The organism is Vogesella facilis (assembly GCF_042648525.1).
Taxonomy (GTDB): Bacteria; Pseudomonadota; Gammaproteobacteria; order Burkholderiales; family Chromobacteriaceae; genus Vogesella; species Vogesella facilis.
On record NZ_JBHRXN010000030.1, the window covers coordinates 131877 to 145376 of the forward strand.

General features: G+C 66.9%; 15 protein-coding genes. 8 read left to right on the top strand and 7 right to left on the bottom strand.

Annotated elements, in window-relative coordinates; genetic code table 11:
• Positions 1–8: 8 nt before the first annotated feature.
• The 4 genes from cysE to ACFOLG_RS10435 all read right to left on the bottom strand — a co-directional run bounded on the left by cysE (position 9) and on the right by ACFOLG_RS10435 (position 3957).
• Complete coding sequence (gene cysE, locus ACFOLG_RS10420; RefSeq protein ID WP_386091466.1) at positions 9–791, bottom strand: serine O-acetyltransferase; 783 nt, start codon at positions 789–791, stop codon at positions 9–11.
• A gap of 138 nt (positions 792–929) precedes the next feature.
• The gene (gene rng / locus ACFOLG_RS10425) at positions 930–2426 is read right to left on the bottom strand and encodes a ribonuclease G (RefSeq protein WP_386091468.1); all 1497 of its coding nucleotides are present in this window, start codon (positions 2424–2426) and stop codon (positions 930–932) included.
• A 24-nt stretch (positions 2427–2450) separates the two neighbouring features.
• Positions 2451–3047 carry a Maf family protein gene (locus ACFOLG_RS10430; RefSeq protein ID WP_386091470.1) on the bottom strand — a complete coding sequence of 199 codons (597 nt, stop codon included), beginning with the start codon at positions 3045–3047 and terminating at the stop codon, positions 2451–2453.
• A gap of 127 nt (positions 3048–3174) precedes the next feature.
• Positions 3175–3957 (bottom strand): 3-hydroxybutyrate dehydrogenase, encoded by a 783-nt coding sequence (locus tag ACFOLG_RS10435; RefSeq protein WP_386091472.1) that lies wholly within the window; start codon positions 3955–3957, stop codon positions 3175–3177.
• A gap of 175 nt (positions 3958–4132) precedes the next feature.
• Between ACFOLG_RS10435 and ACFOLG_RS10440 the strand changes: the two genes are divergently transcribed.
• Together ACFOLG_RS10440 and ACFOLG_RS10445 are read left to right on the top strand one after the other, a co-directional pair.
• Positions 4133–5767 (top strand): methyl-accepting chemotaxis protein, encoded by a 1635-nt coding sequence (locus tag ACFOLG_RS10440; RefSeq protein ID WP_386091474.1) that lies wholly within the window; start codon positions 4133–4135, stop codon positions 5765–5767.
• Positions 5768–5809: 42 nt separating this feature from the next.
• On the top strand, positions 5810–6547 hold the full coding sequence (locus ACFOLG_RS10445; RefSeq protein WP_386091476.1) for a substrate-binding periplasmic protein: 738 nt from the start codon (positions 5810–5812) through the stop codon (positions 6545–6547).
• 49 nt (positions 6548–6596) lie between these two features.
• Here ACFOLG_RS10445 and ACFOLG_RS10450 read toward each other — a convergent pair whose 3' ends face one another.
• Positions 6597–7376 (bottom strand): tRNA threonylcarbamoyladenosine dehydratase, encoded by a 780-nt coding sequence (locus tag ACFOLG_RS10450; protein ID WP_386091478.1) that lies wholly within the window; start codon positions 7374–7376, stop codon positions 6597–6599.
• Positions 7377–7567: 191 nt separating this feature from the next.
• Here ACFOLG_RS10450 and ACFOLG_RS10455 point away from each other — a divergent pair, with 191 nt between their 5' ends.
• The 5 genes from ACFOLG_RS10455 (at position 7568) to ACFOLG_RS10475 (ending at position 11313) form a co-directional block, all read left to right on the top strand.
• Positions 7568–8176: a hypothetical protein gene (locus tag ACFOLG_RS10455; RefSeq protein ID WP_386091480.1), complete on the top strand. Its 609-nt coding sequence runs from the start codon at positions 7568–7570 to the stop codon at positions 8174–8176.
• Positions 8173–8931 (top strand): MBL fold metallo-hydrolase, encoded by a 759-nt coding sequence (locus ACFOLG_RS10460; RefSeq protein WP_386091482.1) that lies wholly within the window; start codon positions 8173–8175, stop codon positions 8929–8931. The genes ACFOLG_RS10455 and ACFOLG_RS10460 overlap by 4 nt, the downstream gene beginning before the upstream one ends.
• Before the next feature lie 97 nt (positions 8932–9028).
• Positions 9029–9253 carry a hypothetical protein gene (locus ACFOLG_RS10465; protein ID WP_386091484.1) on the top strand — a complete coding sequence of 75 codons (225 nt, stop codon included), beginning with the start codon at positions 9029–9031 and terminating at the stop codon, positions 9251–9253.
• Positions 9254–9529: 276 nt separating this feature from the next.
• Positions 9530–10558, top strand: coding sequence for a low-specificity L-threonine aldolase (ltaE, locus tag ACFOLG_RS10470; RefSeq protein WP_386091486.1), 1029 nt, complete (start codon positions 9530–9532; stop codon positions 10556–10558).
• Positions 10555–11313, top strand: coding sequence for a sulfite exporter TauE/SafE family protein (locus ACFOLG_RS10475; RefSeq protein ID WP_386091488.1), 759 nt, complete (start codon positions 10555–10557; stop codon positions 11311–11313). The genes ltaE and ACFOLG_RS10475 overlap by 4 nt, the downstream gene beginning before the upstream one ends.
• On the opposite strand, the gene ACFOLG_RS10480 is transcribed toward ACFOLG_RS10475, so the two are convergent.
• On the bottom strand, positions 11310–11741 hold the full coding sequence (locus ACFOLG_RS10480; RefSeq protein WP_386091490.1) for a carboxymuconolactone decarboxylase family protein: 432 nt from the start codon (positions 11739–11741) through the stop codon (positions 11310–11312). The two genes, ACFOLG_RS10475 and ACFOLG_RS10480, sit on opposite strands and share 4 nt — an antisense overlap.
• 290 nt (positions 11742–12031) lie before the next feature.
• Between ACFOLG_RS10480 and ACFOLG_RS10485 the strand changes: the two genes are divergently transcribed.
• Positions 12032–12943, top strand: a complete 912-nt coding sequence (locus tag ACFOLG_RS10485) for a LysR family transcriptional regulator (RefSeq protein ID WP_386091492.1) — start codon at positions 12032–12034, stop codon at positions 12941–12943.
• 28 nt (positions 12944–12971) lie between these two features.
• On the opposite strand, the gene ACFOLG_RS10490 is transcribed toward ACFOLG_RS10485, so the two are convergent.
• A complete protein-coding gene (locus ACFOLG_RS10490; protein ID WP_386091494.1) occupies positions 12972–13466 on the bottom strand; it encodes an Ivy family c-type lysozyme inhibitor in 495 nt (164 codons plus the stop codon).
• Positions 13467–13500: the final 34 nt, after the last annotated feature.

The window sequence follows — 13500 nt, forward strand, 5'->3', positions numbered from 1 at the left end:
GCGTCAGTTTAGACGCGCTGGTCCATGTCTAGTGCCGGGGTGCCCGGACAAAGCTGCGCCACCACCTTGGCCGGTACGCCCGCCACCGTGGTATGTGCCGGCACGTCGTCCAGCACCACGCTGCCGGCACCGACCTTGGCACATTCGCCGACGCGGATATTGCCCAGCACCGAGGCACCGGCGCCCAGCATCACGCCGTCGCCGATCTTGGGATGACGGTCGCCGCGCTCCTTGCCGGAGCCGCCCAGGGTCACGCCGTGCAGCATCGACACGTTGTTGCCGATCACCGCGGTCTCGCCCACCACCACGCCGGTGCCGTGATCCAGCATGACGCCGTGGCCGATTTTGGCAGCCGGGTGAATATCGGCGCTCATTACCTCGGAGATGCGGTTTTGCAAGAAATACGCCAGCGTCTTTCTGCCTTGCTGCCACAGCCAGTGGGTGATGCGCTGGCTCTGGATGGCATGGAAGCCCTTGAAGTACAGCAGCGGCGTGGAGTAGCTGTCGCAGGCCGGGTCGCGCTCGAAGCAGGCGGTGATGTCGGCGCGCGTGGCGACGATGATGCCGCTATCGGCGGCATAGGCCTCGCGGAACAGTTCCAGCAAGGCGCGGGCGTCCATCACCGGACTGGCCAGCTTGCTGGACAGGTGGAAGGCCAGCACGTCTTCCAGCGTGCCGTGACGCAGCACGGTCATGTGCAGGAAGCTGGCCAGCAGCGGCTCGTCGCGCGCCGCCTGTTCGGCTTCCTGCAGGATGGCGAGCCACAGGGGATCGCTGTTTACTTCGGTCATACGGAGGGACTCCTGATACTTGCGGCCAACCTTGGCGCCGCGCGCACTGCGGCGGCGCTGTCACCCTTTAATCTGGTGCCAGCGCCGCGCGACGGCAAGCACGGATCGCGCTTTTCGCGGCGCGGGTGGCCAAAAAACCTACAGCAGCACCACGTCGAACTGTTCCTGGCTGTAGCTGGTTTCCACCGACAGCGAGATCGGCTTGCCAATGAAGTCGATCAGCATCGCCAGGCTCTGCGATTCCTCGTCCAGCAGCATGTCGATCACGTTCTGCGAGCCGAGGATGCGGAAGCCCTTGGCGTCGAAGCGGCGCGTCTCGCGCACGATCTCGCGCTGGATCTCGTAACACACCGTCTGCGCGGTCTTGATCTCGCCGCGGCCCTGGCACATCGGACATGGCTCGCACAGCACGTGCGCCAGGCTTTCGCGGGTGCGCTTGCGGGTGATTTCCACCAGCCCCAGGCTGGTGAAGCCGTTCAGCGTCACGCGGGTGCGGTCGCGCGCCAGCGCCTTGGCCAGCTCGGCCAGCACCGCGCTACGATGCTCCTCGCTGTCCATGTCGATGAAGTCGACGATGATGATGCCACCGAGGTTGCGCAGCCGCAGCTGGCGCGCCAGCGACAGCGTGGCTTCCAGGTTGGTCTTGAAGATGGTTTCGTCGAAATTGCGGTTGCCGACAAAGCCGCCGGTGTTGACGTCGATGGTGGTCATCGCCTCGGTCTGGTCGATGATCAGATAGCCGCCGAACTTCAGGTTGACGCGGCGCGACAGCGCCTTGTCGATCTCGGTCTCGATGCCGTGCAGCTCGAACAGCGGCCGCTCGCCGCTGTAGCGCTCGATCTTGGCCACCGCCGACTGCACGTAAGCCTCGGCGAATTCCACCATCTTGCCGTAGTTCTCGGTGGAGTCGACGATCACCTTCTCGGTGTAGTCGCTCACCATGTCGCGCAGCACGCGCACCGCCAGCGGCAGGTCTTCGTACAGCAGGCTCTGCGCCGGCAGGTGCTGCGACTTGTGGCGGATGTCGGCCCACAGTTTCGACAGGTAGTCGATGTCGGCGGTCAGCTCCTCGTCAGTAGCGGTCTCGGCACTGGTGCGGATGATGTAGCCGCGCGGCGCGCCGTCCGGCAGCAGTTTTTCCAGCCGCGTTTTCAGGCTCAGACGGTCGGCTTCCTGCTCGATCTTCTGCGAGATGCCGATGTGCTCTTCCTGCGGCAGGTGCACCAGGAAACGGCCGGCCAGGCTGATCTGCGTCGACAGCCGCGCGCCCTTGGTGCCGATCGGATCCTTGATCACCTGCACCAGCACGGTCTGGCCTTCGAACAGCATCTTCTCGATGCGCTGCGGCTCGGACGGGTGCTGGCGCTGTTCCAGCACGTCGGCGATGTGCAGGAAGGCGGCGCGCTCCAGGCCGATCTCGATGAAGGCGCTCTGCATGCCCGGCAGCACGCGCTTGACCTGGCCCAGGTAGATGTTGCCGACGATGCCGCGGCTGGCGGAGCGCTCGATGTGCAGCTCCTGCACGATGGCGTCTTCCAGCACCGCCACCCGCGTCTCCTGCGGCGTGATGTTGACGAGAATCTGCTCTTTCGGCCGCGGCATATCGCGCGGCAACGGAATCGGTTGTTGCAGCATGGCAAGCTCCGGTAACTGGTGGAATCAGGGCAGTTGGAAACCGAACTTGCCGAGAAGTTGTGCTGTTTCGTAAACCGGCAGCCCCACCACCCCGGTGTAGCTGCCTTCGATGCCGGCGACGAACACCGCGGCGCGGCCCTGGATGCCGTAGGCACCGGCCTTGTCGAACGGCTCGTTACTGTCGATGTAGCGCTGGATCTCGTCGTCGGCCAGCGGCTTGAAGCTGACATCGGTGACGCTGGTGGCCAGCTGCAATTCATCGCCCAGCCGTACCGCCACGCTGGTCACCACCTGGTGGCTGCGGCCGGAAAACGCCTGCAGCATGCGGCGCGCGTCGGCGGCATCCGCCGGCTTGCCGTAGATCTCGCCGTCCAGCACCACGGTGGTGTCGGCGGCCAGCAGCGGGTGCGGCGGCAGGCCGCAGTTGCTCACCACCTGCCAGCCGGCGGCGGCCTTCTCGCGCGCCAGGCGCTCGGTATAGGCCACGGCCTCCTCGCCGGGCAGCACGGTTTCGTCGATGTCGGCGTGGATGCGTTCCAGGTGCAGGCCGAGGCCTTCGAGGATCTCGCGGCGGCGCGGGCTGCCGGAGGCCAGGTACAAACGGGACGGGATGTCGCTCATGGTTGGACAATCTGCAAGCTTGAATATCGGTCGCCGGCAAGATTACCAGAGCATGGCGGCGGCGGATATGCCGCGGCTTGCGGCAGCACAAGGTTGGCCGCATGGCTGCGGCCAAGCTTTGCCCGCGCTACTGCGCGGTCCAGCCGCCGTCCACCGGCAGCGCCACCCCGGTGAGGTTGTGCGCCCACTGGCCGCACAGCATCAGCACCGCCTCGGCGATGTCCTCCGGCTGGCTCATCTGGCCGGACGGCTGCTTTTCCAGCACCAGGTCGCGCAGGCCGGCGGCGCGGTCGCCATCGAACTGCGCGGCGCGCGCCATGATCTGCGGCTCGATCAGCGCGGTTTCCACCCAGCCCGGGCAGATGGCGTTGACGGTGACGCCCGTGCCGGCGGTCTCCAGCGCGGCCGCCTTGGTCAGGCCGATGATGCCGAACTTGCTGGCCACGTACGGCAGCTTGTTTTTCGACGCCACCAGGCCGTGCACCGAGGCGATGTTGATCACCCGCCCCCAGCCGGCCGCCAGCATGCCCGGCAAGCACAGCTGCAGCAGGTGGAAGGCGGCGGACAGGTTGACGCCGATGATGTCGTCCCATTTCTGCGCCGGCATCTCGGTAAGCGGCGCGGCGAACTGCATGCCGGCGTTGTTGACCAGCACGTCGACACGGCCGAAGCGCGTCAGTGCCGCCGCCGCCAGCGCGCGGCTGGCGTCGCCGTCGCGCAGGTCGGCGCTGAAATAGGCGGCGTCGCCGGCGCCGGCGGCTTTCACCGCGGCCAACACCTCGGCCTGGCCGGCGGCATCCGCCAGACCGTGCAGCGCCAGCTGCCAGCCTTCGCGCGCCAGGCGGCAGGCAATGGCCAGGCCGATGCCGCGGTCGGCGCCGGTAACCAGCGCGGTGCGGGGTGAGTTCATAACCGTTCTCCTTTGCGATTGCCGCCACATGCCGGCGGAGTGAAAGTGTTCTGGCAGCGATTTGGTTTTGTAAATTTCATTTTTAACTGCATTATCCAAACCGCAATGAATTTCCAGGCTGAAGCAGGCGGCGCCACGCCGCCCGCAGCGCCTGCCCACCTAAGGATAACCGTCAATGTCCTGGCTGTACCGACTCAGCATCCGTACCAAGCTTGTCTGCCTGTTCCTGGCCCTGAACCTGCTGACCGTGGCCGCCTTCAGCGTGCACACCTATCTGCGCAGCAGCGAGCAGGCGCTGGCCGTGATCGACACCCGGCTGAACGCCGCCGCGCGCGCCATCCCGGCGCTGCTGGACGAGCGTTTCCTGGCCAGCATGTTCACCGCCGGCAGCGTGCCGCGCCAGCAGATGCTGGACAACGCCCGCAAGCTGGACGGCTACGCCCGCCAGTTCGGGGTGAAATACCTGTACCTGCTGGGCCAGCAGGACGGCAAGGTGGTGTACCTGGCCGACGGCGCCGGCGAGGAAGAGCTGCGCGCCGACAAGTTCGGCCACCACCTGCAGCCGTACGAGGCCAGCGCGGGCCTGCAGGCGGCGTTTGCCGACCGCAACGCGCATTACGATGAATACAGCGACGACTACGGCACCTTCCGCTCCATCTTCCTGCCCACCACGGTGAACGGCCAGGTGGTGGTGCTGGCCGCCGACGTGCCGCTGGCGGAGGCGCAGGCCAGCAAGTTGGCCGCACTGCGCGACACGCTGCTGATCGGCGTGGCCCTGCTGCTGCTGGGCACCGTGGTGGCCTGGCTGCTGGCCAACTGGCTGGCGCGCTCGATTGCGCGCATCGCCAGCCATATCGAGCACCAGGCCAACGCGCACGACCTGAGCAGCACGCTGCACCCGCACGGCGCGGACGAGATCGCCAATATGGCGCGCAGCTTCAACCAGCTGTGCCGCACCTTCAGCGGCACGCTGGGCGAGGTGGCCGACAACGCGCGCCACACCTTCCACAGCGCGGAAAACGTGCGCCAGAGCGCCTTGCAGCTGCAGGGCGCCGCCGGCAAGAGCAGCCAGTTGCTGGAAGGCAGCCGCCAGCGCGCCAGCCATATCCAGCAGCTTAGCCAGCACAGCGGCCAGCTGCTGGGCGAGGTGGCCGGCCAGCTGAGCCAGGTCGGCGGCGAGCTGGGGCAGTCGCGCGAGTCGGTGAACAGCATGGCGCAGGGCATGGGCGAGCACGTGGCGGCCAACCGCCAGCTGGCACAGCGCTTCGAGGCGCTGTCGCTGGACGTGCGCAACATCACCGGCATCCTGCAGCGCATTGCCGGCATCTCCGAGCAGACCAACCTGCTGGCGCTGAACGCCGCCATCGAGGCGGCGCGCGCCGGCGAGGCCGGCCGCGGCTTTGCCGTGGTGGCGGACGAGGTGCGCAAGCTGGCCGGCCAGACGCAGCAGACGCTGGCGGAAACCGACAGCTTCGTCGACAAGCTGCTGGCCACCATCGCCGATACCGCCGACATCATCGGGCAGCACGCCGACGAGGCCGAGCGGCTGTCCGGCGCCTCCAGCGGCGCGCGCAGCGCGCTGGAAACCGTGCGCCAGCTGCTGGACACCCTGCAGCAGCACTTCGGCCAGGTGCTGGCCGCCGGCGACACCATCCGCGACAACATCGCCGGCATGCAGGGCGACATCGGCGCCATCGGCAGCGAGATCCACCGCCAGCGCGACGAAGCCGACAGCCTGACGGCGGAAGCCATCGGCCTGGAAGACAGCTCGCGGCTGATGAACCAGACTCTGACCCGCTTCAAACTATAATCGGCTGACTGCCACCGCCGACCGCCCCGCCGGACCGCCACCATGACGCGTTTGCTTGCCGCCTGCTGTTTGCTGCTGTTGTCCGCCACGCTGCTGGCGGCCAACGTACGGCTGGCGGTGGGGCTGGCCAAGCCGCCGTACGTGGAGGATGGCGGCAAGAGCGGCATGGAGGTGGAGCTGGCGGTGCGCATCCTGCAGCTGGCCGGGCACCAGCCGGTGGTGCTGCAGCTGCCGCAGGCGCGCGGCCTGGCGCAGCTAAAAGAAGGCAGCGTGGATGCGATGATTTCGCTCAGCCCTGCTGCCGGCGATGGGCTGTTCTATTCGCAACCGCTGCTGTACTACCGCAATCGCGCCATCGTGTTGCAGCACAGCGGCATCGTGCTGCGCCAGCAGGACGACCTGGCACGCTACAGCGTGGCCAGTTTCCAGAATGCGCGGCTGCTGTTCGGCAACGACTACAGCAGGGCGGTGATGGCAGCGCCCAGCTACAGCGAGCACGCCGACCAGGACACGCTGAACCGACTGCTGCTGAATCACCGGGTGGATGTGGTGGTGAGCGACGAGATGGTGTTTCACGCCAACCGCACCCAGCAGGATCTGAGCGGGCGCCGGCTGGCGGTCAGCAGCTATGCGCTGTTCGGCAACTCGCCGCGCCATGTCGGCTTTCGCAGCGACCTGCAGCGCCGCGAGTTCGATGCCGCGCTGCTGCGGCTGAAGGCCAGCGGCGAGTACCAGCGCATCGTGCAGCGCTACCGCGACAAATACCACTTGCCGGAGTGAGCCGGCCCGCCCGGCTGTTGCGGCCAACCTTGGCGCGGCCAGCCCGCGCTCAGCCCTTCTTGCGGCGTCGGCCGGCCAGATCGTCCAGCACCCGGCCGGCGGCGAACAGGCCGAAGCTGGCCGTCACCACCATGCTGGCGCCGAAACCGGCACAGGACAGCCCCTGCGGCCCGCGCGCCGCGTCCACCTCGCAGGCCTCCGCCTGCGGGTACACCAGCTGCTCGGTGGAATACACGCACATCACCCCCAGCTTCTTGCCCGGTTCGCGGGCAAAGCCGTGCTGGCGGCGCAGGTTGTAGCGCAGCTTGGACAGCAGCGGGTCGTCGGTCACCGCGCTCAAATCGGCGATGGCGATGCGCGACGGATCCATCTGCCCGCCGGCGCCGCCGGAGACGATCAGCTTCTGGCGGCGGCGCACGCACCAGGCGGCGATCGCCGTCTTCACCCGCAGGCTGTCGATGCAGTCGACGATGTAGTCGTAGCCCTGCAGCATGGCGGCAAGGTTCTCTTCGGTGACGAAATCCTCGACCTCGGTCACCACGCAGGCCGGGTTGATGGCGCGCACGCGCTCGGCCAGCGCGGTGACCTTGGCCATGCCGTAGTACGGGTCCAGCGCCGGCAGCTGACGGTTGGTGTTGGATTCGGCGATGTTGTCGAGGTCGATCAGCGTCAGCCGGCCGATGCCGCTGCGCGCCAGCGCCTCCACCACCCAGCTGCCCACGCCGCCGACACCGATGATGCACACGTTGGCCGCAGCAAAACGCTGCAGGGCCTCCTCCCCGTACAGGCGGGCAATCCCGCCGAAACGGCGCTGCAAATCGGCTTCCATCGCGTGCTCCCACTGCAAAACGCGCAAGCATACCCCACGCGCCGCCACAATCTCCAGCCGCAAGGCCCTCGCCACGCCAGTTGCATGCCGGCTTGACACTGCTCATGCCAGCGGCGCAAGAAGGCAGGCAAGCCGCAGGGTGCTTTGCTAGACTGCCGAACACGGCAGCCGCCCATCAGGAGAGACCCGCAGTGAGCACACAGGCTCTGCAACATTCGTCATCGCAACAGCTGGCCAGCTTCGTGCGCCTGAACGAGGGGATCAAGGGCGTGGTGCTGATCGCCTTCCAGATCAACATCATGGCGCTGAACGCCATCCTGCTGTCGCACCGAGCCGGCGAAGTGGCGCTGGGCTTCGGCGTGATTTCCAAGGAACTGCGCACGCTGTCGGTGGAACTCACCGCGCTGATGCAGGCGCTGTCCAGCGACGCCTATCAGGCGGTGAACCTGATTTCCGACCAGCTGCGCCGCGAACGCCGCCAGCGCCTGCTGCAAGCCACCCATCGGCAGCTGCCCGCCCCGCTGCCGGCGCTGGACGCCATCCTCGCCGAGCGGCTGCAGCTGTTCCACACCCTGGCGCAGCAGGTGCGCGAAGTGCGGCTGCGGCTGCTGGACCGGCTGGAAGAAGCCCGCAAGCTGTGCCAGTTCGGCACCGCCATCTCGCGCTCCGCCAAGATCGAGGCCGCCTACGGCCGCGAATACGGCCGCGCGCTGGCCGAAGTGAGCCAGGACTTCGACCAGAAAATCCAGACCATCCTGCCCTCCATCGAAACGCTGTGCGCCGGAATGCAAAGAATATGAAAACAGCCACCACCATTTACCAGCAAGGCAGCCACCGCTGGGTGGTGATCGCCCGCGACGCCGCCAAACCGGGCTACGTGATCGACACCAACGAGTACCTGATCAGCCGCGACGGTGACAACCTGCTCACCGACCCCGGCGGCAGCGAGATCTTCCCGGCGGTGTTCGCCGCGCTGTCCACCGTGGTCGACCCGATGAGCATCAACCGCCTGTTCGCCTCGCACCAGGACCCGGACATCATCTCCTCGCTGGGGCTGTGGCTGGACTGCAACCCGCAGATCCGCTGCCATGTCAGCCGGCTGTGGGACAGCTTCATCCCGCACTTCGGCGGCGATGACAACTCGCTGCAGGCCATCTCGGACGAAGGCCAGCACATCCCGCTGGGCCTGGGCCAGCTGGAGGCGGTGCCGGCGCACTACCTGCACTCCTCCGGCAACTTCCACCTGTACGATCCGGACGCCCGCATCCTGTTTTCCGGCGACGTCGGCGCCGCGCTGCTGCCGGACGACGACGGCGAGCTGTTCGTGCGCGACTTCGACCAGCACATCCGCCATGCCGAAGGCTTCCACCGCCGCTGGATGGGCTCCACCGAGGCCAAGCTGGACTGGTGCGAGCGCGCCAGCCGGCTGAAAATCGACATGATGTGCCCGCAGCACGGCGCCATTTTCCAGGGCGACGACGTGATGCGTTTCATCAACTGGTTCGCCGAGCTGCCGGTGGGGCTGTCCACCTTCCGCCAGCGCCGTCTGGCGTAAGGCAAGCAGTTGTATTACTTGCAATAAATCGCTCATCTTCTACGCTGAAAACACCTCCCCGTGCGGAGGTGTTTGTTTCTTTACGGGAGATGTTCCGATGATGAAGTCACCGCGTTTCGATATCGACCTGGACAAGCACTACAACGCCACCGTGGTCATCGCCTGCGATTGCGGGCATGAAACCCGCCACCACCTGGCCAGCCTGCACCCCGACAACAAGCTGAGCTGCGCCTGCGGCGCCGACATCAGCCTGCCCGCCACCGCGCTGGACATGGCCCAGCGCCGCACCGATGCCCTGAAGGCCTCCTATCGCGTGCACTAGACCCGCCACCGCCAGCGGTAGAAACTGACTGTTCTGCCGCCCAACTATGCACCTGTCGATACGACAGGCAAAATCGGGCCAACCCGATTACATAAACGCCATCACGGCGACCCCAGGGTCGCCGTTTTTATTGGCCGCTTCGCGAGCCGCCGCACGGCAGCGCCAGCGCGTTTCCTGCGCCGCGGCGCAGGCATATCTGCCAGTGCAGATTCCCGCCAACACCTAGCCGCGCGCGCTGGTGAAGCGCCAGCCGGCCAGCACACACAGAGGACCACCATGCACAGCATCGACGTACGCAGCGACACCGTTACCCAGCCCACCCAGGCCATGCGCCAGGCCATGTTCGACGCCGTGGTCGGCGACGACGTCTACGGCGACGACCCCACCGTGCGCGAGCTGGAAACGTTGGCCGCAGACATCCTCGGCAAGGAGGCCGCGCTGTTCGTGCCCAGCGGCAACTTCGGCAACCAGCTGGCGCTGTACACCCACTGCCAGCGCGGCGACGAGGTGATCCTCGGCGACGACTGCCACATCGTGTGGCACGAAACCGGCGGCGCGGCGGTAATCGCCGGCGTGCAGCTGCGCACCATCGCCAGCAGCGACGGCGTGCTGCGTGCCGACGAAGTGAAGAAACGCATCCGCGACGGCGAGGACATCCACTGGCCGCGCACCGGGCTGATCTGCCTGGAAAACGCCCACAGCAACGGCCGGGTGATTCCGCTGGACGCCATGCAGGCAGTATGGGAAGTGGCGCAGCAACACGGTGTGCCGGTACACCTGGACGGCGCCCGTGTGTTCAACGCCGCCGTACACCTGGGCTGTGACGTGCGCGACATCACCCGCTACAGCGACACCGTGATGTGCTGCCTGTCCAAGGGGCTGGCCGCGCCGGTGGGCTCCATCCTGGCCGGCCCGGCCGCCTTCATCGCCCGTGCCCGCAAGCACCGCAAGCTGCTGGGCGGCGGCCTGCGCCAGGCCGGCGTGCTGGCCGCGCCCGGCATCCTGGCGCTGACCGACATGGTGGCACGCCTGCCGCAGGACCACGCCAACGCCCGCTATATGGCCGAGCAACTGGCCGCCCTGCCCGGCGTGGCGGTGAAGCTGGACGACGTGCACATCAACATGGTGTGGTTCCAGCTGCCGGCCAGCCTCGACAGCGGCCAGCTGATGGCGGCGCTGACGGCGGCCGGCATCAAGGCCAACGGCCCGGAAGGCGGCCTGATGCGCCTGGTGACCCACTGGCAGATCGGCCGTGAGGACATCGACCGCATCGTGGCGGTGTTCGCCGCCCAGCTGGCGGCATGACCCTGCTCGTCGCGCTGGCGCTGTTTGCCGCCGCCTTCGTCGCCGGCGCGCTCAACGCCATGGCCGGCGGTGGCACGCTGGTCACCTTTCCGGCACTGGTGGCGGCCGGGCTGCCGCCCATCATTGCCAACGCCACCAGCGCGGTATCCCAGTGGCCGGGCTACGTGGCCAGCAGCCTGACCTTCCGCCGCGAGCTGGCCGGCGCCCGCGCCCTGCCGTCGATGAGCGTGGCCAGCCTGCTGGGCGGCCTTGTTGGCGGCGGGCTGGTTACCGTGGTTTCGCCACGGCTGTTCGACGCGCTGGTGCCGTGGCTGATCCTGCTGGCCACCGCCATGTTCGCCTTCAGCAGCACCCTCACCCGCTGGATGAGCCAGCACGCGGCCAACGTTGGCCGCAGCACCACGGCCCTGCTGCTGGGGCAGTTCGCCGTCAGCATCTACGGCGGCTTCTTCGGCGGCGGCATGGGCATCATGATGCTGGCGCTGTACAGCCTGTTCGCGCTGGATACGCTGACGCGCATGAATGCGCTGAAAACCTGGCTGTCGGTGCTGATCTCCGGCGTGGCGGTGCTGGCCTTCATCGCCGCCGGCATCGTGAACTGGCCGGCGGCGCTGGTGATGCTGGCCGGCACCATTGCCGGCGGCGTAGCCGGCGCCCGCCTGGCACGCCGCCTGCCGGCGCTCTGGCTCAAACGCGTGGTGGTGGCGCTGGGCAGCCTGCTGACGCTGGCGTTCTTCTGGAAGGCGTATGGCTAGCCGGCATCACGCTCGGCAAATACTTCCTTGGCCGCCAGCACACCGTTGATGGCGGCAGGAAAACCGGCGTACACCGCCATCTGCGTCAGAATGGCGATGACCTCCTCCCGGCTGCAGCCCACGTTCAAGGCGCCGTGCAGATGCACTTTCAGCTGCGGCGTGGCATTGCCCAGAGCGGCCAGCGCTGCCACGGTGGCGATCTCGCGTTCCTTCAGCGTCAGCACCTCATCCTGGTACACCTCGCCAAACGGAAAGGTGATGGTGTAGCGCGCCAGTGCCGGTGCCACTTCCTGCAGGGCGGCAATCACCCTCTCACCAGCCAGCCCATCCACCTGTGCCAGCCGCGCCAGCCCCAGGCGGTAGCGCGTGGCTTCGTCATCAGTTGCTGGTGGTAGCTGCTGCATATGCTGTGCTTCGTTCATCATCATGCTCCTCTCACTGCGGTATAGCCGCCGCCGATGATCAGTAATCAGGTCGTCCCGCTAACAAAACCAGCCACCTCCTGCGGCTGATCATCGCGCCCGGTAGGCATGGCGGCTGTGAATGCCTGCCTCACAGCTGCGTCGCCACCACCTTGCAAAGTCTTACCGGCATGGCCGGCACATGAGGTGTGATGCATGGGGACTCCGGTAACAGTTGCAGAGCCCCCAGCGTACGACGCGGCATTACTCGCTACAATCCAGCCAGTACCTCCTGATTTAATGAATGAAATTCAGTAATGACACCACCGTTGAACGAGCTGTTCGCCTTTGCCTGCGTGGCGCGACACCGCAGTTTCCGTGCCGCGGCACAGGAGCTGGGACTGAGCGCCTCGGCACTCAGCCATAGCCTGCGCCAGCTGGAAGCACGCTTGCAGGTACGGCTATTGCACCGGACTACGCGCAGCGTTACCGCCACCGAAGCCGGCGAGGCACTATTGGCGCAACTGACGCCGGCACTGGCGCAGATCGATGGCGCGCTGGAATCGGTCAACGACTACCGTGCACAACCGCAGGGCCAGCTGCGGCTGAACGTACCGCGCACCGCCGCCTACCTGCTGCTGATGCCGCTGCTGCCCGCCTTTCTGCAGCGTTACCCGCAGATCGGCCTGGAACTGGTCTGCGACGACAGGCTGGTCGATATCGTCGGGGCCGGTTTCGATGCCGGCATGCGCTTTGGCGAAACCCTGGCCGCGGACATGGTTGCTGTACGCGTCGGCCTGCCGATGCGCTTTGCCGTCATTGCCAGCCCCGGCTATCTGGCCCGGCACGGCACACCGCTGCACCCTGGCGAACTGGCACGGCACAACTGCATACGCCACCGTTTTGGCAATGGCGCGCTGTATGCGTGGGAACTGGAAAAGGACGGTGAGGCACTGCAGATACAGCCCGCAGGCCAACTGACGCTGAGCGAACAGCCATTGATGGTGGAAGCCGCCGCCGCAGGCTTGGGTATCGCACTGGTTTTCGAGGGCTATGCCGAACAGGCACTTGCCGCGGGCCGTGTGCAACGCGTACTCGCCGACTGGTGCCCACCCATGCCAGGCTTGTACCTGTACTACCCCAGCGGCCGCCACCTGCCGCTGGCCATGCGGCTATGGATCGATCACCTGAAAGCCAACTTGGCCGCTCTAGAGCAGCCAGCCGGCTGACAGCAGGCCACAAAGTTGGCCGCAAGCCTCACGGCAACACCAGCGGCAGCGGCGTGCTGTCGCCGAGCTTGCCGTTCAGCGGCGAGGCTGCATCGGTTTCATCCTGCAGCAGCGCCTGCTGGCGTGGGGTGGGGCGGCCCAGCCACTGCACGCTGCCATCGGCGCGGGTGTAGCGCGCCACCAGTTGCTGGCGCTTGGGCGCGTACAGCACCAGCAACTGGTGCGGGCAGTTGTGCGGCTCGCACACCCAGCCACGTAGGTAGTCCTCGCGGCCGGCCTTCAGCGGAATCAACGGCGTGCTGACGCCATTGCTCACCCAGGCCGGCGCCTTGCCGCCGCTGCCGCGGAACGCCGACTGCACCGCGTTGCGAAAGCCGCGGTCGGCCGCGTAGACATCGGCAAAGTAGACGCACTGCGCCTGTTGCCGGCACTGCAGCGCCTGCATGGCGTTGTGTTTGTCCGCCGCTGCTGCCGGCCCCGCCAGCAATACCGCCAGCACTGCCAGCATCCATTGTTTCTGCATGATGCACCCCCGCCCTGATGATGCCTGCATCATG